The 21259-nt window shown below is 42.2% G+C and carries 21 protein-coding genes; 10 read left to right on the plus strand and 11 right to left on the minus strand.

Annotation, left to right across the window (positions count from 1 at the left end):
* Positions 1-9: 9 nt before the first annotated feature.
* From C900_RS04670 to C900_RS04680, 3 genes are all read right to left on the minus strand, one after another.
* Positions 10-522, minus strand: coding sequence for a DUF998 domain-containing protein (locus C900_RS04670; RefSeq protein WP_009578485.1), 513 nt, complete (start codon positions 520-522; stop codon positions 10-12).
* A gap of 295 nt (positions 523-817) precedes the next feature.
* A complete protein-coding gene (locus C900_RS04675) occupies positions 818-1951 on the minus strand; it encodes a helix-turn-helix domain-containing protein (RefSeq protein ID WP_009578486.1) in 1134 nt (377 codons plus the stop codon).
* 62 nt (positions 1952-2013) lie between these two features.
* Positions 2014-2529 carry a RidA family protein gene (locus C900_RS04680; protein WP_009578487.1) on the minus strand — a complete coding sequence of 172 codons (516 nt, stop codon included), beginning with the start codon at positions 2527-2529 and terminating at the stop codon, positions 2014-2016.
* A gap of 126 nt (positions 2530-2655) precedes the next feature.
* Between C900_RS04680 and C900_RS04685 the strand changes: the two genes are divergently transcribed.
* Positions 2656-3225: a DNA-3-methyladenine glycosylase I gene (locus C900_RS04685; protein WP_009578488.1), complete on the plus strand. Its 570-nt coding sequence runs from the start codon at positions 2656-2658 to the stop codon at positions 3223-3225.
* The gene (locus C900_RS04690; RefSeq protein WP_009578489.1) at positions 3222-3464 is read left to right on the plus strand and encodes a Kazal-type serine protease inhibitor family protein; all 243 of its coding nucleotides are present in this window, start codon (positions 3222-3224) and stop codon (positions 3462-3464) included. Before C900_RS04685 ends, C900_RS04690 begins: the two co-directional genes overlap by 4 nt.
* Positions 3465-3685: 221 nt before the next feature.
* Here C900_RS04690 and C900_RS04695 read toward each other — a convergent pair whose 3' ends face one another.
* Complete coding sequence (locus tag C900_RS04695) at positions 3686-4126, minus strand: hypothetical protein (protein ID WP_157493895.1); 441 nt, start codon at positions 4124-4126, stop codon at positions 3686-3688.
* Positions 4127-4207: 81 nt separating this feature from the next.
* On the opposite strand from C900_RS04695, the gene prfA reads away from it, so the two are divergent.
* The 3 genes from prfA to C900_RS04710 are packed head-to-tail and all read left to right on the plus strand — an operon-like array spanning position 4208 to position 7163.
* The gene (gene prfA / locus C900_RS04700; RefSeq protein ID WP_009578491.1) at positions 4208-5281 is read left to right on the plus strand and encodes a peptide chain release factor 1; all 1074 of its coding nucleotides are present in this window, start codon (positions 4208-4210) and stop codon (positions 5279-5281) included.
* A 35-nt stretch (positions 5282-5316) separates the two neighbouring features.
* Positions 5317-6735: a choice-of-anchor Q domain-containing protein gene (locus C900_RS04705; RefSeq protein ID WP_009578492.1), complete on the plus strand. Its 1419-nt coding sequence runs from the start codon at positions 5317-5319 to the stop codon at positions 6733-6735.
* A 5-nt stretch (positions 6736-6740) separates the two neighbouring features.
* Complete coding sequence (locus C900_RS04710; RefSeq protein ID WP_009578493.1) at positions 6741-7163, plus strand: secondary thiamine-phosphate synthase enzyme YjbQ; 423 nt, start codon at positions 6741-6743, stop codon at positions 7161-7163.
* A 4-nt stretch (positions 7164-7167) separates the two neighbouring features.
* Here the strand turns inward: C900_RS04710 and C900_RS04715 are convergent, their stop codons facing one another.
* Complete coding sequence (locus C900_RS04715; protein ID WP_009578494.1) at positions 7168-7707, minus strand: hypothetical protein; 540 nt, start codon at positions 7705-7707, stop codon at positions 7168-7170.
* Positions 7708-7792: 85 nt separating this feature from the next.
* On the opposite strand from C900_RS04715, the gene C900_RS04720 reads away from it, so the two are divergent.
* Positions 7793-8368 carry a LemA family protein gene (locus C900_RS04720; RefSeq protein WP_040495721.1) on the plus strand — a complete coding sequence of 192 codons (576 nt, stop codon included), beginning with the start codon at positions 7793-7795 and terminating at the stop codon, positions 8366-8368.
* Positions 8369-8608: 240 nt separating this feature from the next.
* Positions 8609-8827, plus strand: coding sequence for a hypothetical protein (locus C900_RS30215; RefSeq protein ID WP_009578496.1), 219 nt, complete (start codon positions 8609-8611; stop codon positions 8825-8827).
* A gap of 662 nt (positions 8828-9489) precedes the next feature.
* On the opposite strand, the gene C900_RS04735 is transcribed toward C900_RS30215, so the two are convergent.
* Genes C900_RS04735 through C900_RS04745 form a run of 3 tightly spaced genes read right to left on the minus strand, consistent with a single transcriptional unit; the run spans position 9490 to position 13191 of the window.
* The gene (locus C900_RS04735; RefSeq protein ID WP_009578497.1) at positions 9490-11925 is read right to left on the minus strand and encodes a bifunctional UDP-N-acetylmuramoyl-tripeptide:D-alanyl-D-alanine ligase/alanine racemase; all 2436 of its coding nucleotides are present in this window, start codon (positions 11923-11925) and stop codon (positions 9490-9492) included.
* Positions 11926-11974: 49 nt separating this feature from the next.
* Positions 11975-12847 carry a GNAT family N-acetyltransferase gene (locus tag C900_RS04740; RefSeq protein WP_009578498.1) on the minus strand — a complete coding sequence of 291 codons (873 nt, stop codon included), beginning with the start codon at positions 12845-12847 and terminating at the stop codon, positions 11975-11977.
* Positions 12848-12852: 5 nt separating this feature from the next.
* Positions 12853-13191, minus strand: coding sequence for a tRNA-binding protein (locus tag C900_RS04745; protein WP_009578499.1), 339 nt, complete (start codon positions 13189-13191; stop codon positions 12853-12855).
* Between the two features lie 87 nt (positions 13192-13278).
* On the opposite strand from C900_RS04745, the gene C900_RS04750 reads away from it, so the two are divergent.
* The 3 genes from C900_RS04750 (at position 13279) to C900_RS04760 (ending at position 16867) form a co-directional block, all read left to right on the plus strand.
* Positions 13279-13689, plus strand: a complete 411-nt coding sequence (locus C900_RS04750; RefSeq protein ID WP_040495679.1) for a hypothetical protein — start codon at positions 13279-13281, stop codon at positions 13687-13689.
* Between the two features lie 52 nt (positions 13690-13741).
* Entirely contained in the window at positions 13742-16189 is a 2448-nt protein-coding gene (locus tag C900_RS04755) for a TonB-dependent receptor (RefSeq protein ID WP_009578501.1), read from the plus strand.
* Positions 16190-16273: 84 nt separating this feature from the next.
* A complete protein-coding gene (locus C900_RS04760; protein ID WP_009578502.1) occupies positions 16274-16867 on the plus strand; it encodes a hypothetical protein in 594 nt (197 codons plus the stop codon).
* 182 nt (positions 16868-17049) lie between these two features.
* Here C900_RS04760 and C900_RS04765 read toward each other — a convergent pair whose 3' ends face one another.
* The 3 genes from C900_RS04765 to C900_RS04775 all read right to left on the minus strand — a co-directional run bounded on the left by C900_RS04765 (position 17050) and on the right by C900_RS04775 (position 21258).
* Complete coding sequence (locus C900_RS04765; protein WP_009578503.1) at positions 17050-17778, minus strand: 1-(5-phosphoribosyl)-5-[(5-phosphoribosylamino)methylideneamino]imidazole-4-carboxamide isomerase; 729 nt, start codon at positions 17776-17778, stop codon at positions 17050-17052.
* A 487-nt stretch (positions 17779-18265) separates the two neighbouring features.
* Positions 18266-18754: a hypothetical protein gene (locus tag C900_RS04770; RefSeq protein ID WP_009578504.1), complete on the minus strand. Its 489-nt coding sequence runs from the start codon at positions 18752-18754 to the stop codon at positions 18266-18268.
* Positions 18755-19185: 431 nt separating this feature from the next.
* Positions 19186-21258, minus strand: coding sequence for an OmpA family protein (locus tag C900_RS04775; RefSeq protein WP_009578505.1), 2073 nt, complete (start codon positions 21256-21258; stop codon positions 19186-19188).
* Between the last annotated feature and the right edge of the window lies 1 nt (position 21259).

Consider the following 21259-nt stretch of genomic DNA (forward strand, 5'->3'; position numbering starts at 1 on the left):
TCGTTAAAATTAGAATGTTAGATGTATTAGGATTCCAAACAGCAAAAGCTCCGCTATACGTTGAGCAACCCCTCTGGCCGGGTTTTGAGGAAAAGAAATAAAGATCAGACAGATAAAAATGATACCGGCAACTAGCGAGTAATCCTGTCCCTGAAATAAGAAATAGATGCCACCGGCATATTGTACAAAACCTGCCAGGTTGTGAATATGCTGCCTCCAGCTACCTTCTATGGGAGACCCGGGGTCGCAAGGGAAAAAAGCTGCCAGTGCGTAGCCAATACTCAGGCAGATTGAGAGCCCCTGCAGTACTTCATTTTTACTGGCTATCAACGCGAACAGCATCAAACTCAAACCCACCGGGAGGAAAAGACCGTAATTGGCAAGCTTGAAAACCACAGAGCCTCTTTCACCCAATTCACTGATGGTATGTTTGAGGTGGTTATAGCTTTGTTTTTTACTACCCAGGTACACTACGCCCAACAGCAGGTATACACTCATTGAAATTGAAACCAATGTTGCCATCTTTCGCATTTTTGGAAACACAAAAATCTATCGAATGATACCGTAAAGCGTTCGAACCTATTGGATTGAACCTTTTTTGGCTGCTTTTTACTAATTAATTAAACTGAGTTCGATAGAAAATGCTTAAAAAAGGGCGGTCATCCTATCCCGAAAGCTTTCGGGAGAAGGATCTTCCTAAGTTGTTAACGGTATCCTTGAACTTAGTAAGATTCTTCGTGCCTCCTTAAAAAGAGGTTTTTTAGGTTTGTTTTGGATACGAATACAATTTAATCGGTTCTACTATGTCGAACTCACGTCAACTACTAACCGACTTATAATATTGTGAGGGCGTTTGACCGGTAAATTTCTTGAATATAGTATTGAAAGAAGTTTTGGAGTTAAATCCGCATTCAAATGCGATGCCCAGTAGTGTAAGCTGCCTGAAGGCAGGGTCGTGCATTTTTTGTTTTACTTCAGCTACACGATAGCTGTTTACAAAATCAAAGAAATTTTGATTTTGTCTCTTGCTAAGTATCTCGGAAAGGTGATTAATCGATATGTCCAGTTCCCTGGCCAGATCGCGGGCGCTGAGTTCTCCATTCAGGTACGGCTTGCTCTTAGTCATCAACTGCAGTAGTTTTTGATGATAAGTTGCTGCCTGTTCGGGAGTAAGGCCGGACCTCTCGTAAGCACCGGTTTTTTTTACATGATCGGGAGTTTTCCATTCCAGGTTGGAAAAGACAGCGGTCTGTTTAAAGCCAAAGTAGCCCATGACAAAAATGAATGCCAAATTAGCGAGGGCAATGGCCGTTTCAAGATGCTGCACCGGCATCCGGTCACTCCCGATGCTGAGTATGCTTAAAGGAATTAGCACCGCCGCGGGTAACACCCAAATGTAAAACAATACATTAAGCCATCGTAGGTTAATGTGTTCAACTGATGAAACATTATCATGCGTTCTTTTGCTATAATCACGCAGTAAAATGTAAAACCATACCATGAAAAACGGCTCGATGAGCAGAAATAAAACCACAAAAATAGCCCAGGGAATAGATAGCTCATGGTCGATGTAAAGCCATCCTGTTTCAGCAGAAATATGACGCCCCTCAAAGCCGATAAAATAATAGTACAGGAACATTAGCACATACCCTAGAAAGGGGGTGAATATCCATAGCACTTTTTTGCGAGACAATGGTCTGCCTTTTGTGAGTGCATAGATGTACAAAAAAAAGACGGGAGCATGGAGTAAGTAAGTGCTTTTCGTTAGCAATAGCCATACCGAGTGCCGAAAGAGGTCGAGGGAGTTTAAATAAAAATAAACCTGAGAAGTCAGTGAAAAAAGAAGGTAAAAGATCAGAAATCGATCTGCCTCAAGCTTACTTTTTTTGCTAAGCATCAGGCTCAGCAATAAGGTGGTCAGAACAATTCCTGAAATGATTAAAGCTCCCATTAGCCTGCAATATTATAGTTTGCCGGATAAATTATGGGTATTGCGATATAACTTTTTCCCTTTTACTCCACCTCCACCACCATATCAATCTCCACCGTAATATTTGAAGGCAACGATACCATGCCAACCGCAGCTCTGGCGTGCCGTCCTTTATCCCCAAATACTTCTACGAGCAGGTCGGAACAACCATTGATCACCTTGGGCTGATCATAAAAGTCGGGTGTGCAATTGACCATGCCAGTCACTTTTACTATTCGCACCACTTTATTTAGGTCACCAATCTCTGCCCTGAGCGTGGAAAGCAAAGAGATGGCGGCCAGTCGTGCTGCTTCCCTGCCCTCTTCCAGACCCAGGTCTGCTCCTACTTTACCTTTTACACTTGTACCATCTGCCTTTGAGGGACCGTGGCCGGAGAGAAATACGAGGTTGCCCGTTCGCACAGCTTTTACATAGTTGGCGATGGGTTTGGTAGGCTCTATCAGTTCTATACCTAATTTATTCAACTTTTGCTCAGGATTTTGGGCCAGGGTTGTGCCCACAAGCAGCAGGCATCCGATAATAATAATGGTGTGTCTCATATTTTTGAAGGAATTATTATAAGATTGAATTTAGTGATTTTTTTAAAAGAGTTAAAAATCTTATAACCACCGGGCCGTTTCAACGTAATAATCTCAATACTCAAATCTAATATTACTACTAATCCTATGAAAACACGCTGCGGGTGGGCTCATGGCCAATTTGATGAATATGTAAAATATCACGATGAAGAATGGGGCGTGCCAGTGCATGATGATCGTGTACATTTTGAATTTTTAATACTGGAAGGAGCACAGGCCGGCCTTAGCTGGGCAACTGTTTTGAAAAAACGGGAAGGCTACAGACAGGCTTTTGCCGACTTTGATCCGCTAAAAGTGGCTGCATATAATGAAGATAAGATCCAGGAACTGCTTAATTTTCCTGGAATAATAAGAAATAAACTAAAGGTGCGCGGAGCTGTTAATAATGCACAGCGCTTCCTGGAAGTTCAGCAGGAGTTTGGCAGCTTCGATAATTATATCTGGCAGTTTGTTGGTGGTTCTCCCATCGTTAATCAAAGAAAAAATATGTCAGAGGTACCGGCTACCACAAAAGAGTCCGATGAGCTGAGCAAAGACCTTCAGAAGAGGGGGTTCAAATTCGTAGGAAGTACAGTCATTTATGCCCATATGCAAGCTTGCGGGCTTGTAAATGACCACGCTGTGGATTGTTTCAGGTATAAAGAGCTAGTACAATGAAGAATTTATTGATTATTGCTATCGTTTTTATCGCTTTTGGTTGCGCTGGCAGCAAAAAGGCTGAGGAGTGTATCGATATATCCAAAATTGACCCTGAGGCTGTTTGCACCATGCAATATGACCCTGTCTGCGGCTGCGACAATAAAACCTACGGCAACGAATGCGAAGCAAAAAAAGCGGGGGTCATCTCATGGACAAAAGGTGAATGCGAACACGAAGAGAATGTGAGTGAGAGGTAGAGAAGTCGGAAGTCCGAAGTAGGAATCAGCGAAAGCGGAGAATGAAGGAACCGGAATGAAAAGTTGGCAACCGGCAGCAGTGCGTAAAAGGTTTTTTGGTGCTCGCTAATCGGTGGGGTGGCTCCACTTTCATCGGATGAAAGTCCTCACAATTGCAAGTCTCATCGAATGAGTGAAGTCCGAAGCTAACTGTCAAACTGAGACCTCAGGACTCAGAACTGCTATAGCGCCAGGACCACATTTTTCTTTGGAATATCGATAAGCCACACGCCTTTCAACTGCTCTTCTTCTATCACAGGAACGGAATAGATCAACGTATCCCCGTTTTGTTGAACGTTATCTTCCAACTGCGTACCTGCCGGTGCATGGATGTATGCTTCCCAAATGCCTTTGTATTTTTCAGGCAGTTCGGCATTATTGCTATCTGCAAAGCGAACCCTGACATTATTCTTTTTAGCAACAGCGCCACTGTTGGTGCTTCTCAACTGTTTTACATATTCTCTCCCCAACTGATATGCTTTTTCAAAGAGCTCCTCTTCCGATACCTTTTTTATTTCCCTGTTCTCCATCTCCTTTTTCAGGGCTTTGCGTTGTTCATCAGACAGGGAGCCTCCACAACCGGTTATCAACAAAATCAGACAAAAGACTACAATTCTCATCATTCTGGAGCCATTCATTAATATTTTACAAAGCTACAATTAATCGCCCCTATTTATTAATTTTGTTGAATAATATTGACAGGTATGATTCAAAAACTTGAGGAAATAAAACATCGGTTTGAGGAAGTTGGACAGTTGATCGTGCAGCCAGACGCCATGGCTGACATGAAAAAGTACTCTCAGTTAAGTAAGGAGTACAAAGACCTTCAAAAGATAGTGGCAAAATACGATGAATATAAAGATGTTCTTTCAAATATAGACAATGCCAAACAGGTGATCAGAACTGAAAAGGATGAGGAATTCAGAGAGATGGCCAAGATGGAGCTGGACGACCTGGACCCAAAAAAAGAAGAGCTCGAAGAGCAGTTAAAAAAGATGCTGATCCCAAAAGATCCTAATGATGATAAAGATGCTATCCTGGAGATCAGGGCCGGAACAGGTGGTGATGAAGCAGCTATTTTTGCGGGAGACCTTTTTAGGATGTACCAAAGGTTTTGTGAGCGCGTAGGCCTTAAGCTTACTGTGCTTGACCTCACAGAAGGGACCAGTGGTGGATATAAAGAAATTGTAAGTACCGTATCAGGAGAAAACGCATATGGCACCTTGAAATTTGAGTCTGGCGTTCACAGGGTACAGCGAGTGCCGCAAACAGAAACCCAGGGGAGGGTACATACCTCCGCAGCCACTGTAGCTGTGCTGCCCGAAATGGATGAGGTGGAAGTGGATGTTGATATGAATGATGTCAGAAAAGATACATTCTGCTCATCTGGTCCAGGAGGTCAGTCGGTGAACACTACCTACTCAGCGGTGAGGCTTACACACATTCCATCGGGCATAGTGGTATCGTGTCAGGACCAAAAATCCCAGATCAAGAACTTTGAGAAAGCCTTGAACGTACTACGTTCAAGGCTGTATGAAAGAGAGCTGGCAAAGCATAACGAAGCTGTAGGCGCTCAAAGAAAGTCTATGGTAGGCAGCGGTGACCGATCTGACAAGATCAGGACCTACAACTATCCCCAAAGTCGTGTTACGGACCACCGGATTAACTATAGTCAGCATAACCTGCCCGCTGTAATGGATGGTGAAATTGATGAGTTCATCGAGCAACTCCACCTGGCTGAAAGCGCGGAAAAAATGAAGGAACGTGCCGGAGAATAAAATTTCTACATCCAAATAGTGTTAAAATTTTCTACGTGAAACACTTGTCTGCTGTCATATTACTCTTAGCCGCATTTTGGGCCTGTACGCCCGAGGAGGAAAAACTGACATACGACAGCAGTGCTTTTTTACGGTTTTCAACGGATACCGTGTACTTCGATACAGTGTTTACTACAGTAAATCAAGATATAAAAAACATCACCAGAAGGCTGAAAGTGTACAACGATAGCAAGAATGCCCTGAAAATAGAGCATATATCGCTGCGTAAACCTACTTCTCCATATACCATTTATGTTAATGGTAAAACATCCGGTGAGTTCGAATCTGTCAGGCTGCTTGGAAAGGATAGCCTCTTGATATTGGTACAGGTAGCCATTAATCCCAAGGATACAAACCAGCCTTTCATTGTTACAGATGAGATCACATTCCTGACCAATGGTAACAAGCAGGATGTTAAACTGGTGGCCTGGGGGCAGGATGCTCATTTTCTGAAGGATTCAGTGCTTGCCTGTAATACCACCTGGACCAATGACAAACCTTATGTCATTTTTAACTCCGTACTCGTAGATACTTTATGCTCGCTTACAATAGAGCCAGGTGCAAAAATATACTCTCACCTCGGCTCTTACGTATTTGTAAAAGGAACAATAGATGTGCAGGGAGAAGCGAATAACCGCGTACTGTTCAGCAACGACAGGCTGGACCTTAAAAATGCTCCCGGTCAATGGGGAGGGATTATATTCTTGCCGGGAAGTAAAGCCAATCTTATCGAATATGCAGATATTCGAAATGCGGAGGTAGGCATCTACCTGGGAACGCCGGATGATGATACTGATCCTGACCTTATCATAGGCAACTCCACAATAGAGAATATTGGGGGTAACGACAAAATTGCCGTTAACGGAGGGTTGGTTTTACCCGGCTATGGCCTGCTGGCCATTACGTCAGATCTCTATGCATACAACACACTGATTAACAATTGCGCCATTAACACGGTGGGAAACTATGCGGGTGGCAATTATCGCTATGAACACTGCACTTTTGCCAATTTTTCCTATGACTTTTTTCGTGAAGATCCTGCCGCGGTTTTTTCTGACAATCTGGTAATCAATAACGATGCTTTGTTGGTTAGTGATATACGTGTAGACTTGGTAAATACAATTATTTGGGGAAACCTCAGGGATGAAATTTTGTTAAGCAATGGAGGTGAGGCGGCATTTACGTTAAACATGACCAATAATTTACTCAAGTCAACGAATGCGGAATTTGATATGAACAATAATATCCTTAATAAGGATCCTAAATTTTTTGATTCCAGAGAGTATCAATACATACTGGATACCTTATCTCCGGCCAAAGACGCTGGGATCGACATAGGTGTTGCCACTGACCATAACGGTAGCCCCAGGGATGCTCAGCCAGATATAGGTGCATTTGAAAGAATTGAAAATTAAGGGGTATGAAATTCTTCCAAAAGGAAATTACGCTTACTGCCCGTCCACGGGGCTTTCATCTGATCACAGGTATCATTGAAGAATCAATACCGGAAATCAGACGCATTAATGCGGGAATGCTTCAGGTTTTCATTAAGCACACATCGGCTGGACTCACCATCAACGAGAATGCCGACCCGACGGTACGGGCGGATTTTGAAAGTCACTTCAATAAGATGGTGCCTGAAAATGCCCCTTACTACAAACACACCCTTGAGGGACCGGATGATATGCCCGCCCATTTGAAGGCTGCTCTGCTTGGGAGCTCAGTAAATATACCCATTACCGAAGGACGCCTCAATGTCGGCACCTGGCAGGGGATATATTTATGTGAGCATCGCAATTCAGGTGGCAAGCGTGAACTGGTGATTACTGCTTTTGGCGAATGACATCTTAATAGATGCGCGTAAGGCGATAGTAATCCGCAACTGTGATACGAAAAGCTTCCCTTTCGGTGGGATCTTGTAAAACAGGTACTTTCGCTCCATGGATTTCAACTTTGAACCCGGCCCTTTTCAGCATCGCCTCGTAGACCTGTGAGGCAAACTCCAGCATTCCTTCCCGGTTATAGTTTTCCAAAATGATTTCACCTTGTTGATTTTGTTCAGCTTTCCAAAATATTTTCACTTTGTCCTGGTCGCGCAACATTTCATTGGGCTCAACCAGCAAATAGGCTTCATCGCGGGTATAGTTTACGACAATGGCAAGATTCAGCAGGGGGTGTCCGGCTTCTTTTATTCTGTCCTCATAGCGAAAGACATTCATCTTAGCTACTTTGTTTTCTTCCAGATCATAATAAGATTGGCGTACATTTTTAAAGAAAAGCTCAGTGTCATCTCCTGTTTTGAAGCTAAACTTCTCCCTGTCGACAGTTTTGTCACGATCTAATTTGCAGGAGGTCATCAGGATCAAAAGAAAAGCAAAATACTTCATTAAATTCTTTTTAATTGTAAACTTACAAAGTTGTTGATAAGTTTGATTTAGTTTACTTTTAACATTGATACTGAAGATGAGCAATATGAAAAAATATATTCCATGGATAATAATAGCCGTTGTGATTATATGGCTATTCTCTGCATATAATGGTCTGGTTAACAAAGAGGAAAATACCGAGGCTGCCTGGGCACAGGTTGAAAATGTTTACCAGCGAAGAGCTGATCTTATCCCGAACCTGGTAAATACTGTAAAAGGTGCGGCTGATTTTGAAAAAGGAACACTTACAGACGTGATTGAAGCACGTGCAAAAGCCACGTCCATTAATGTTGATCCTTCCAATCTTTCACCTGAAGCGATCCAACAGTTCCAACAAGCGCAGGATGGCTTGTCCTCAGCCTTGGCAAGGTTGATGGTCGTGGTAGAGCGCTATCCCGAGCTAAAAGCAACGGAAAACTTCAGTCAGCTACAGGCCCAACTGGAAGGAACCGAAAATAGAATTGCTGTTGAGAGAAGAAGATTTAATGAAGTAGTCAGGGAGTACAACACCTCCATACGCAGGGTGCCCGGAAATATTCTGGCCGGAATCTTTGGCTTCGAAAGAAAAGGCTATTTTGAAGCAGAAGAAGGATCCGAGAAGGCACCTGAAGTGAAGTTTTAACTAGTGTCTCTAAGAAAACGTCAATGTCTGTGTTACGCTCGCCCCAATAATACTCACGTACCTCAGTACGCTCCGCTTTTTGGGACTTCGTCCCGCCCTTTGGCGGGAACGTTTTCTGAAAGCCACTTAGGGTTTTCTTATAGACACTAATTAAATTGTTTAAAAAAACTTTGTATTTCAGTTAAACTTCCTTGACAATTGAATTTGTTTTTAAGTTAAATAAATTCCTTATATTGTAATATGAAGCAGTTTAAGATACATAGTAAGTCTAATGGTAAATTGTACATTAAACCATCAGAAATTTTTAACAACGATGATGGTAAGGCTATGGTAAAAAGGCTAAGAAACTCTTCGATTTACAAATCAATTAAAAAGCTTAAAGGAGGGTCAGCCGCAGCCCAGTGCATGCCATTTAATCTGTTAATATTTCCGTTAATAGGTGGGGCTATTGTTTTTTGATACTTTCTCGTTTCACAAAGTAACAAAGTATCATCACCAACGAATAGACAGGCAAAAGCTACTATTCAATTCTATAATCGCCGGGAGTCTTTTTACTAATCGCTGCAACAACAGTTACAGGTACAGCTACACATTATTTTCCCAGCGTAAGTTTTAAGGCCAAATCTATATTTCCCCTGGATCTACCTTATCTTGGTACTACTTTTCTGGCATTATTTTAGGCATAATACTGGCTGTACTTAGTAACGTTTTTAAAAATGAAGCGAAATCGATCATTAATGCCATCGACAATTTTGGTAATGAACTTGAGCTTCTTACTAAAGCGTCCTGGGAACATGGTATACTTCTAAATATATCCCTTAAGTCTGGAAAAGCTATGTCGGTTGGGTTACTACGTTGCAGAAGCCTTCAAAATCAACTTATATCACACTTCTTCCTGCGTTTAGTGGATATAGAAGTTCTGAAACCAAAGAATTAACTTTTACCCCCCAGTATCTTGACTTGTATGCGGAATTCATCAAATCTGGAAAATATCAAAGCCTAAATGACATGAATTTTCAGATAGTAATTAACACAGATGAAATCATATCAACAAGTATATTTGACATAGAGGTGTATGAATTATTTAATAGTGATAAACGGAAGGTTAACTAGCCTAAATTTTACCCTGTGAAATAAACTCTCTTCACCCTTTGACTAACGTTAGTCAGTATCTCATAAGGGATAGTATTTATCTTCCTGGCCACTTCCATAATCGTCAAATGCTCTCCAAAAATTTCCACTTCATCTCCTTCCCGGGCATCGATACCGGTAATATCGATCATGGTCATATCCATACATATATTGCCTATCACTGGCGCTCGTCTTCCTTTTAGCCATACTTCACCCACTCCATTGCTGAAGGCTCTGCTAAAACCATCTGCATATCCAATGGCAATGGTGGCGAGTTTCATATCATTTTCGGCTACACCTCTTCTTCCATAGCCAATTGTTTCTCCCTTTTTTACCTCTTTTACCTGCGAAATGATCGTTTTTAACCTACTGATAGACTGTAATTGATCCTGCTGCTGGTTGGTGGCTTCAAGACCATATAGACCTATCCCCAAACGGACCATATCGTAATGATATGCAGGGAAGCGAATGATGCCGGGTGAGTTGAGCAGATGACGAAGGGGATCAATGGCCGCACCGTTAATAACCTGCGTTGACATGGCGTCAAACTTCTGAGCCTGTCTTTCGGAAAATTCGTTATGAGTAGCTTCGTCAGAACCAGCCAAATGACTAAATATACTCCTGACATCAATATTTTTGTTCTGTTGCAATATGTCTACCAACTGTTCGATATCCCCTTCTTCAAAACCAAGTCTATGCATACCTGTATCCAGTTTAATATGCACGGCCACTGCTCGACCGTTCAAAAAACGGATCAGTTTATTGAGTATATTGAAGTTATAGACCTCCGGCTCCAGCTTGTACTGCAGTAGCTTATCAAAGCTGTCTTCACTGGGATTCATGACCATTATAGGAAGGTGGATACCATTGGTCCTAAGTATGACGCCTTCATCTGCATAGGCAACACCCAGGTAGTCCACACGATGAAACTGAAGCAGGTTGGCCACTTCAAGACTACCACTGCCATAGGCAAATGCTTTTACCATTACCATCAGCCTGGTATCCGGCTTAAGTTTAGACCGGTAAAAATTCAAGTTGCTGGTCAGGGCATCCAGGTTAATTTCCAGTTGTGTCCCGTGTATCTTTTCCTCCAGAGCATTTACAATATGCTCAAACGCAAATATTCGGGCTCCTTTTACCAGAATAATCTCGCGGTGGAAGGAGTTCAGATCATGTTTTTTTAGAAATTCTTCTGTCGTTTCATAAAAACGAGCCTCCATGTGGAACAAGTGCTTGTATCGAGAAAGTGAGGGTCCAATGGCTATCAATTTTTGAATGTCGGCTGCAGTCAGCAGGTCACTCACATTTTGATAAAGTGCTTCCTCAGGAAGACCGGATTGCAAAATGTCAGATAATATAATTGACCTGCCGACCTGTTGTTTTTGGTGCGATAAAAATTCCAATGCTACCTGTAGTCCACCCAGATCATTGTTGTAAGCATCATCCACCAGGTAGCAATTATTGATGGCCCGCTTAAGCTCAAGCCTCATACGCACCTGCAAAAGCTGGTTCAATCCTTCCTGGATACGATCGACATCATAACCAAGATATACCATAAATGCTATGCAGTGCAGGCTGTTTTCTATAGAGGCCTGATCTACAAAAGGGAGCGTGTACTTCAGGGTCTTTCCTTCGTATTTCAGTAGCACGTTGGTATCTAATTCCCTGATCTGAAGGTTCTCTATTCTAATATTACTACCGGGGTGATGTCCCCAGGTAAAGCCTTTTTCATAGAGCACACGATCTATCTCCAGGTAGTCTTTGCAATAAATAACTATCGGTGTATTCTTAAACAGCAGCGCTTTTTCTTTCACTTTTTCTGTTATAGACGAAAAGCCCGAATCGTGGGCCGATCCGATGTTGGAAAATATGCCTATTGATGGTTTAATTATGGCTTCCAGCCGCTCCATCTCTCCGGGCCTGGAAATGCCCGCTTCAAAAATTCCTACCTCATGCCTGCTTTCAATATGCCAAACAGACAATGGCACACCTATCTGCGAATTGTAGCTATGCGGATTTTTAATCGTTCTTTTAAAAGGAGCAATAAGCTGAGAAAGCCACTCTTTTATGATGGTTTTACCATTACTCCCGGTGATTCCTACCACAATTAAGCCAAACTGACCTCTGTGGAAGCGTGCCAGTGCCTGCAGTGCCGCCAGGCTGCTCGGGACCTTCATAAAATTAGCGTCTTTAAATTTCTCCAGCGATATATCCTGTTCTACCACAAATTGCCGCACCCCCTGGTCATAGAGAGATAAAATATATTGATGACCATCATGTCTTTCTCCCTTTATGGCAAAAAAAACACCTCCTGCGGCAAAAAAGGACTTTCTGCTATCAGTAATCAGGTATTTAATTTCGCTATTCTCGTTTAACGACAGAATTTCACCCCCTGTAATACCGGGGAGGTCTTTAAAGTGGACCATAAGCTAAAATTATAATGCCTTTAAATTAAAGAAAGAATTTGATAAGCTATTATTCCAGCGGAAGGATCATTTCATACTGATCTATTTGATTGAGAAAGCCCAGATTCAAAAAGAAATCTTGTGTGACAGATGCATTCTTCTCTACATTGATAACCGTCAGATGCTTTTGCTGGCAAGTGGCGAATATGTACTGAATGATATTAGCGCCCACCCCTTTGCCACGCATCTCCGGCGACACACCCACCTGGCTGATCCGTCCGAAGGCCGGCTGATATATAGCATATCCAATACATCTTCCATTGTGATGGGCCTCTATGATCGTTTCATTGGCAAGGTTATCATTGATCATCAATGACGAATCAAGAAAGGATGGTTTCTGCTCAGCAAAAGATTCGTACACATCCCAGTTGGGCAGTTTAACACTAAATATCTCCAAAGGTATGACAGGAGGGCGCACTTTAAAATGTTTGTTTTCCAGCTTAAAGCAGCGATAATACTTAGTTTTTTGAAAACCGATGGCGCTGTAGGAATTTATCGCTCGTTTATTATGCGTTAGCACTTCCAATACACACTGTTTGATCTTTCTTTCCTTAAACATAGGTATTAGGAAATCATACATTTGCGCAGTTGCTTTATGGCCCCGATAAGCAGGACGCACGCCTGTTCCTCCATTATAGGCGGTAAGCTTATTATCATAATAGTTGATCGTGGTAAAAATAAAGCCGGCAAGAGTATCATCATAGGCAAAGGCTCCGGCAGACAATGTAAAGTTGATCCTTAACTTTTCGACAAATTTGCGCACAAACTGCTCCTTGGTAAGCCTGAAGGGTATAGCATAATCTGAAAATGCATCCAGAAAGGCAATATACATTTCAGTAAGATCGACCGGTTTAAGGCTTCTTATATACAGCGATTTTGCCATAGTTATTAATGCAATTTAGCACCATTAGGTATCCGTTTCTCCGGTACGGCCAGTATGATATCCCCATTTTCATCCGAAAAACCAGTGATCAACACTTCTGACAAAAACGGTCCGATCTGCTTTTTAGGAAAGTTCACCACACAGATCACCTGTCTGTCAAGCAGACCCTCTTTGGTATAATGATGCGTAATCTGAGCGCTGGATTTACGAATTCCGAGTTCGGCCCCCAGATCTACCCATACTTTATAGGCAGGTTTACGTGCTTCCGGGAACTCCTCCACATGGGTAATTGTTCCAACCCGGAGGTCAACTTTTTCAAAATCATTCCAGTTGATCGTCTGCATGAGACAAATATAGGATAACACCCTGAGACAAATTTCAAACGTTGTAACCTTTTAAAAATATTTGCGTATATTAGGACACCTTAAGCCATGAAAGTACGGGCACTAAAATATTTCGTTATAGCATCTATCGCTGGCGTCTGTTATAGCAATCCACTATCAGCGCAGGAGGGAGGCTTTATGTTTGACGATGACGGTCAGCAAGAAAAAATAGAAACACTGGCTACTCCCGGCTCCGAGCGTGTTTATAAGCCCAATACAGGTGGCTCCGGCAACAACACCGTGAAAAAATCAGCCGGGCAAAATGAAGTCCCTTCCCAACAAAAAGAATCGACAACTACCACAAAAACAGAGGCAAAAAAGCCTGTTACAAAAGAACCTGCTTCCAATCCTGCCATAGATACTACAAACAAAGAGGAAGATCCTGACTCAATACTTTCCTTTAATTTTTTGCACTACATTATTCAGCGGTATAAATTTTCAGACGTCATCGACCAATAAAAAATCTTCACTTCTTGAGAATTTTTAAATTCGTATTTGCAACTTTGTTGCAATGATACCCCAAGTTAACTTTTCGACTAACCTTTTCCTGGCTACTCTGTCCATTGGATTATTGTTGACCGGCCAGTTGCAAGCTCAGCACGAATGCGAAAAAGACTGTAGCTGCTCCATATCGGGCCTGGTAGTGGATGTATCCACCGGAGAGCCCATTCCATATGCTACAATACAGGTCAGCAACGGCAATCAAAAAGGAGGCCTGACAGATCAAAATGGGAGATTTCTTATCGATGGATTATGTCATGCCGAATATGACATTACAATTTCTCATGTTGGATATAAAAGTGTAATCCACCACCACGATATCTACCACCCCAATCTGGAAGTAAAAATGGCCACCAACGAGATGATCCTTGAAAGTATTATTGTTGAAGGCGAAGCGATGGAGACAGGGTTGGAATCATTGTCGATATCTAAACTTTCCGGGAAAGACCTTGATCGGTTGAAAACTGAAAAGCTTGGAGAAGCCTTGGCAAATATTACCGGTGTTTCTACCTTAAAAACCGGACAAAATATAGTAAAGCCGGTAATCCACGGATTGCATAGCAATAGGGTATTGATCATTAACAATGGAATAAGGCATGAAAGTCAGAGCTGGGGACAGGAGCATGCTCCCGAAATAGATCCGGCTATGGCGGATAACATCAGTTTGGTCAAAGGAGCTGCGGCAGTGAAATACGGACCAGATGCGATGGGTGGGGTGATCATTATTAATCCTCCAAAAATGGAATTATCTACGGGTCACTTGCATGGTGAAGCAGGTATAACGTCAGCCAGCAATGGCCGCTCGCTAAATGCCGATCTGTTGTTGCAGGAGGGATATAAAAACTTCGCCTGGATGGCTCAGGTATCAGGACTTTACCAGGGCGACCTGTCAGCTCCGGATTATCTACTTACAAATACCGGAGCAAGGGAGTTAAGCTATATGTTAGGCGGACACTACCATAAAAGAAATCTTGATATCAATATTTACTACAGCCATGTACGGCAGCGGCTTGGCATTTTGCGGGGTTCGGTAGTAGGTAATTTGAATGATCTGCAGTTGGCCGTGGATGCTGATGAGCCGTTTTACACCCGCTCTTTTAGCTACGATATTAATACGCCCTACCAGGAGGTTAGCCACGATCTGATTAAGGCTGAAGGATCGTACATTCTGCCCACGAGCAAAATAAACTTTCAATATGGTTTCCAGGTCAATAAACGTCAGGAATTTGATGTAAGAAGAGGGGCTAACAACGAACGTCCGTCTATTGACCTCGAATTGATGACACACTCTCTAGATATTGACTGGCTTCATCCTGAGTTAGGAGACTGGTCGGGAAAAATAGGAGGGCAGATGCTGTACCAGGATAACAATAACATTCCCGGAACCAATACCATTCCTTTTGTTCCTAACTATAACAATAGCAGGGTTGGAGTCTATGTAGTAGAATCGAAGTATTTCAGAGCGCTCCATTTTGAGGCAGGTTTAAGATATGACTACCAAAGTACTTCTGCGAGAGGCAGGAATACCAATAATGATATTTACAGTAATAATTTCAGCTACCACAGCCTGACAGGTCTGGTGGGTATCAGTACCCCGTGGGGACGTCATACAAATCTCCAGATGAATATTGGTTCGGCATGGAGGCCTCCAAATATCGCTGAGCTGTATAGTTTCGGCAAACATGAATACACCATCGAGTACGGTCTTTGGAGATCAGAAATAGATGAATTGGGTCGTCCGGTAAGCTCCGATGTTGTTTATAGTCAAGATACAAAGCCGGTTGATAATGAATTGGGATTTAAATGGATAACTACAGTTAATCGCTCCATGGGAAAGAGCAGCCTGGAGGCATCGGTATACGCTAATTACCTAAAAAATTATATTTTCACAAAGCCTGGGGGTGTGACCTCAACAGTACGTGGGCCATTTCCCTACTATGTTTATCTGCAAACGGATGCCTTCTTCTATGGGTTAGATGCCAGTGTTATCATGCAACATCCCAACAGGTGGAAATCCCGAATAACAGGCTCATACTTAAACGCCAGGGATATTGAAAATGACGATTATTTTGTTGGCATACCGTCTAACAGGCTTAGTTATGAGATCTCCCACCAAAAGAAAATATTTGGATTAGAGTTTGACGGAAGTATAGAAACCCGGTACGTTTTTAGGCAGTATAATGCCCCAAGAACCATATCAATACAAGAGATTATCTATGCTGATGCCAGCAACATCAATCTTTTTGAAGCGGATGACTCCAGCTTTGATTTTCTGGATGCCCCCAATGGATACCTGCTACTCAATACACACCTGGACATTACCATCCGTCAACTGGTGTTGGGCATCCAGGTCAATAATATACTTAATGCCAGCTACAGGGAATACACCAATTTGCTCCGGTACTTTGCTGATGAACCGGGAATCAACTTCAAATTTTCCGCTCGTTACAAATTTTAATGTAAATTAAACATAATTGCATTTGCATCGTTGTTGCATTTGTATATATTTGTATAAGCAAAAAATTTTAAACCTTATAACCAAATGAAGTCAACAAAGTATTTTCTAAGTGTATTTATTTTATCCGCTCTTTTCATTCTGGCCGGCTGTGGAGATGATGACGCCCCCGAGGCGGAAAATGAAGAAGAAGTTATCAATGAAGTGTCGTTAGTTTTCACCCCTGTAGATGGTGGCACTACTTTAACATTTAACTATGTTGATCCTGATGGGGAAGGTACTGCTGCACCAACACAGGATAAAATTACTCTTGCTGCAAATACAGAATACACCCTAAATGTTTTTCTTAAAAATACCGTAGGTGATGCTGATGAAGATATAACTGAAGAGGTAAGTGAAGAGGGAGAAGAGCACATGCTATTTTACGGGTGGACAGAAGGCTTGTTCGCAACTCCTGCAGGAAACGGCAATATAGATAATCGTTCCGACAACGTGGCGTATGTTGATTTTGATGTAAATGGACTGCCTGTTGGTTTGGAAACCAAGTGGAAAACAGGAGATGCCGCTACGGGAAGTTTTCGCCTGGTGCTTAAACATCAGCCTGATGTAAAGTCAGCCACCTCCACTGTCAGCGATGGAGAATCCGATATAGACCTGGATTGGGAAATTGAAATACAATAAAGCTGACTTATAGCAACTTTTGGTTTAGGTTGAAAATAGTCAGTCAAAGGCCGCTCCTTAAAGGAGCGGTTTTTTTTTGAAAAGATATGAAGTTCTGCTTGCAGGGCGAGCAAAACAGATGCGCGCAGAAATGCTACTTACAGGATATACTTTAACCCTCCAACAATAACTACAACAAACGATCAGGCTTTTACAAGAAATTCCTCCAATTCTTTGAGCTTAATCCTTCCCTCATAATAGGCCCTTCCGAAGATTACGGCAAATACGCCCATGTCATTAAGGCGTTTGATGTCATCCACATTTCTGACTCCACCGCTGGCTAATACGCAAATGTCCGGAAATTTATCCTGAATACTTTTGTACAGGTCGAAGGCAGGCCCCTGCATAACACCATCTTTATCAACGTCCGTAGTTTTTACGTATTTCAAGCCTCTGGAATAGAAATAGTCGATGTGTTCAAAAATGTCTATCTCAGTGCTTTTTTGCCAACCTCTAATGGCTATTTTTCCGTTAATGGCATCAGCGCCAAGCGTGATTTTTTCGCGACCATAGGAAATGATCCACGATGAGAAGAGTTCTTTACGGCTCACAGCAATGCTGGCCGCAGTTATGTAGCTGGCACCATATTCATACGCCTTGCTTATATCACCGTCAGTGTGAATACCTCCCGTGAAATCAACTTTCAAATTGGTATGCCCTGCTATAGCCTCCAGAATATGATAATTCACAGGTTGCCCCCTTCTCGCACCATCCAGATCAACCAGGTGAACTACCTCAATACCATGATCTTCAAAATTCTTGGCCAGGTCTACCGGACTTTGATCATACACCTTCTCTTTAGAAAAGTCTCCCTGCTGTAGTTTGATTACTTTTCCGCCATTTATAACAATAGAAGGTATTATCTGGATCATAAGGTTCTGCTTTTTTAGATGTTGGTTTACTCCACAATATTACGTATTCCCGAACATGTTCGGAATAGTCAATTATTAATAAATCTGTAATAAATCCCCTGCGTTTCTTTACAATAGCACTTATATGGTTTCCAAAAGGGGGGAGTTGTTAATATACTGAAAAAAATTAAGGTTTACAAGCGTAACCCTAAGATCCGGCTACCTGCATTTGTAAGTTTTTAGGCTTTTAAGGTGTCTTTTCAGGCAAGATGCTGCATAGCTGACACTATAGATATGAAACCTGGCGAGCTTCTAAAGAAGACTCAGGCATAAGGGTAAGAACCAGATAACTCCCTTCTTTTTCCGAACGAAAATATTGGTTTTGGCCTTCCATTTTTTCAAGTTAATATTACAAAGGGAGCTGCTCTAATGTCTGGGTTATCCCAGTCTGAAATCCTATCAATTAAATTTCCACATATTTGACAGCCCCCAATATATGATGACTTATTTATTGCTGCAGGCATGCCGGTGCCACACCGCAGATTATTCCTATACAACTGCCAACCGGATAATCATCGCAAGTTGTCGGACACACCGGGAGTGGATTACCGTTGCCTTTCCTGCAGTACGTAGTAGATGCTGAAACATTTATATGGGAGAAGTCAATATATGAATAGATCTCCTTTTCTACATCCTCCTCTTCTACTTTTAATAATTCAATTTTTTGAACGCCCTTCAAAGTGCCCATAACCAAATAATAGTATCCATTCCTTTCGGAATACTGAACATTTACGGCATCAACTTCGTCAAACAAATTGAAGAATTTCGTCTGGATGTCCGCTCTCAGATCACTGTTTTCTGTCGTACGGATAAATTCCTTATCCAGAAATGCTGTCACCTCTTCTGACAAACCTTCCGGATATTTTGATGCACGCTCTGTCAACACAAAAGAAAAGGCCGTAAAGGCCACTACGGTTAATAAAATTAGATTTTTCATTCTTTGTTGGTTTTAGTTAATGAAAATTTAAAATAATACCCTACACGGATAATTTACCAGAATATACACATTATTCTTAAACAATTATCGATTAAGTACTATTTATTTAAGAATTACATTCTTTGACGCAATAGAAATATGAAATCCATTATAGCTACTTACCCTTAAACAGATTCGCCAGATAAGTGAGGGACAAAACGGAAGAAGAGAATAATTTATAAGTAGTGTTTGTAAGAAAACTCACAACTTATCGTCATCGGTAACGAAATGCAAAAATCCCTCCCCCTAAGTGTGCCATAAGATCGCTGGGATTACTACAGATGACAATAAGAGTTCGGTTCTATTACTATATAATTTAGAGATCCACAGATCAAATGTGAATTGGGAAAAGCTCATAATCTGTCGACTGCCTCCTGTCTTATTACTTCGACCTACTCCTCCAAAAAAACAACTTCTGTCCTTCTATTCAACCTACGTCCCTCAGGGTTATCTGAGCCGTCAGGGTTTTCATTGGGTGCGATGGGCCTGTCTTCACCATAACCGACTGCCACCAGCCGCTTGGCATTAATGCCCTTGTTGATTAGATGTTGACGTATGGCCTCTGCCCTGCGTTGAGAAAGGTCGTGGTTGTGCTGTGCATCACCTTTACTATCTGTATGACCTGCTATTTCTATGTGAGTAGTAGGGTGACGCCTCAGGTAGCTTTCCAACAGGTTCAGGTCCTGATGTGCTTCCGGTTTGACCTCTGCCCGGTTGAAATCAAAATATATGTGCTCCAGCACTAGTACCGTACCTTTTTTGACCTCCATTGCCAGCGATTCTTTCGACAAAACTTCCAGCTCCTGGTGGCCTATTTTATCCAGTTTTTCCCTCCACTTCATACTCCTTTCCATGGCAATTACAATGGTGTCGGCTTGGTTACCAGAATCATTTACAACATCTTTGTAGCTGGTTTCCAAACCTTCTCTGACTCCTGCCAGCTTCAATTGCTCATCCAGTTTAAATTTGATAGTGAAATGACCATCAGCATCACTCATGGTTACCCAGCGAATGCTGTCGGTATCTTCCCCTTCCGAAGATAATACATGGCCGATGTTCACATGGGAAAGACGCACATGTATAGAATCTGCCAATACTACAATACCCGGGCGCTCGTAGACCGGCTGTTTCTCAACCATGAATATATCATCACAGCAATTGCTGCCAAATACAGAGACTGCACCATCGCGATTAGAGACCAGTGAGCCGTCAATTTCCGGTATCCTCCAGGAAAAATAGGTGTCATCAAAGCCTGAATTGACCCCAATGCCCATATTCACCGGATTTTTCCAGCTTTTCATTCCTCCATATGCTTTGAAAACATCATAACCACCTAGCCCAAAATGATAATCTGAACTGAAGTAAAGCTCTGAGGTCTCGCTATGAAAATAAGGTGTCACTTCGTTGCCTGAGGTATTGATAGCGCTGCCACAGTTGATGGGTGTATCCCATTCTCCTTTATTGTTTTTAACACTATACCAAATGTCCATTCCACCACGACCGCCATGACGGTTAGAAACAAAATACAGCACCTCGGTGACATATCCCTTTCTTTTTATTTCCCCCAACGAAGGCTGTGTACTGGTTGACGAAACATGATTAATTCCATTTTTAAGTTTTTCCGGTTCACTCCACCTGTCTCCATTCTTTTTTGCCATGTACAATGCGCACCTGATCTCATGAGACGGGCTCTCCTGACAGACACTATAAATAAATTCTTTTCCATCGGCTGAAAAACTGCCATTTGCTGCATGGTAAAGCTCGTGATTGAAATGCTCAAACTGCTCAGGTGCCTGCCATTGGGTATTCTCCTGCCTGGCTATATACAGCCTGCTCAGGTGCGGATGCAGCTCAGACCCGTCAGACTTCAGGAGTGTATCGGACTGCATGGAGGTATATAGCAAAGTGTGAGGGTCGATCCAAACGGGGCCAAAATCCGAATATGCGCTGTTAATCTGGTTCGGCATTCGCACGGTAGAGTATTCGTTTGGGTAAGATGCTGCTATCATCTCCTTAGCCAACTGACATGATTTTATGTTAGCATTGGCCATCCGTTTGAGCTCCCTGTAGTCAGCATGTAAAGGCTTTAATCTCAAAAAATCCAGGAATACTTTACGTGCAGCATCATATTTTCCAATTGCCATCAGGCTATTGCCCAGATTAAAGAAGGCTTTATAATGGCTATTTCGTTGTCCCTTTTCTTTCTCGAGCAATTTCAACAGCTTTTCGTAAGCATCCACAGCCTGGTAGTGATCACGTACATGATAGACCGCGTTTCCCAAATGATGCCAGGCTTTGATATTCTTCGGATCGTGTTTTACTACCTGTTGATATAATGGTATGGCTGCATAAAGATCTCCCTTGTTGTAACTTAACTCAGCCTCCTTCATCATATCTGACACCTGCGCCAACACAGGGAAAAAACCGAAAATACTGCTAAGGAATATGAGAACTATTCTTTTCATA

The sequence above is a fragment of the Fulvivirga imtechensis AK7 genome (assembly GCF_000331535.1).
GTDB classification, from domain to species: domain Bacteria; phylum Bacteroidota; class Bacteroidia; order Cytophagales; family Cyclobacteriaceae; genus Fulvivirga; species Fulvivirga imtechensis.

What these genes read in the sequence shown, in the direction of transcription:
- C900_RS04695 (WP_157493895.1), bottom strand. Translation starts at nt 4,126, where the DNA reads ATGATGAGAATTGTAGTCTTTTGTCTGATTTTGTTGATAACCGGTTGT.
- C900_RS04675 (WP_009578486.1), bottom strand. Translation starts at nt 1,951, where the DNA reads ATGGGAGCTTTAATCATTTCAGGAATTGTTCTGACCACCTTATTGCTG.
- C900_RS04690 (WP_009578489.1), top strand. Translation starts at nt 3,222, where the DNA reads ATGAAGAATTTATTGATTATTGCTATCGTTTTTATCGCTTTTGGTTGC.
- C900_RS04680 (WP_009578487.1), bottom strand. Translation starts at nt 2,529, where the DNA reads ATGAGACACACCATTATTATTATCGGATGCCTGCTGCTTGTGGGCACA.
- C900_RS04750 (WP_040495679.1), top strand. Translation starts at nt 13,279, where the DNA reads ATGAAAGTACGGGCACTAAAATATTTCGTTATAGCATCTATCGCTGGC.
- C900_RS04745 (WP_009578499.1), bottom strand. Translation starts at nt 13,191, where the DNA reads ATGCAGACGATCAACTGGAATGATTTTGAAAAAGTTGACCTCCGGGTT.
- C900_RS04765 (WP_009578503.1), bottom strand. Translation starts at nt 17,778, where the DNA reads ATGATCCAGATAATACCTTCTATTGTTATAAATGGCGGAAAAGTAATC.
- C900_RS04735 (WP_009578497.1), bottom strand. Translation starts at nt 11,925, where the DNA reads ATGGTCCACTTTAAAGACCTCCCCGGTATTACAGGGGGTGAAATTCTG.
- C900_RS04710 (WP_009578493.1), top strand. Translation starts at nt 6,741, where the DNA reads ATGAAATTCTTCCAAAAGGAAATTACGCTTACTGCCCGTCCACGGGGC.
- C900_RS04740 (WP_009578498.1), bottom strand. Translation starts at nt 12,847, where the DNA reads ATGGCAAAATCGCTGTATATAAGAAGCCTTAAACCGGTCGATCTTACT.
- C900_RS04720 (WP_040495721.1), top strand. Translation starts at nt 7,793, where the DNA reads ATGAAAAAATATATTCCATGGATAATAATAGCCGTTGTGATTATATGG.
- prfA (WP_009578491.1), top strand. Translation starts at nt 4,208, where the DNA reads ATGATTCAAAAACTTGAGGAAATAAAACATCGGTTTGAGGAAGTTGGA.
- C900_RS04670 (WP_009578485.1), bottom strand. Translation starts at nt 522, where the DNA reads ATGGCAACATTGGTTTCAATTTCAATGAGTGTATACCTGCTGTTGGGC.
- C900_RS04755 (WP_009578501.1), top strand. Translation starts at nt 13,742, where the DNA reads ATGATACCCCAAGTTAACTTTTCGACTAACCTTTTCCTGGCTACTCTG.
- C900_RS04770 (WP_009578504.1), bottom strand. Translation starts at nt 18,754, where the DNA reads ATGAAAAATCTAATTTTATTAACCGTAGTGGCCTTTACGGCCTTTTCT.
- C900_RS04715 (WP_009578494.1), bottom strand. Translation starts at nt 7,707, where the DNA reads ATGAAGTATTTTGCTTTTCTTTTGATCCTGATGACCTCCTGCAAATTA.
- C900_RS04775 (WP_009578505.1), bottom strand. Translation starts at nt 21,258, where the DNA reads ATGAAAAGAATAGTTCTCATATTCCTTAGCAGTATTTTCGGTTTTTTC.
- C900_RS04685 (WP_009578488.1), top strand. Translation starts at nt 2,656, where the DNA reads ATGAAAACACGCTGCGGGTGGGCTCATGGCCAATTTGATGAATATGTA.
- C900_RS30215 (WP_009578496.1), top strand. Translation starts at nt 8,609, where the DNA reads ATGAAGCAGTTTAAGATACATAGTAAGTCTAATGGTAAATTGTACATT.
- C900_RS04760 (WP_009578502.1), top strand. Translation starts at nt 16,274, where the DNA reads ATGAAGTCAACAAAGTATTTTCTAAGTGTATTTATTTTATCCGCTCTT.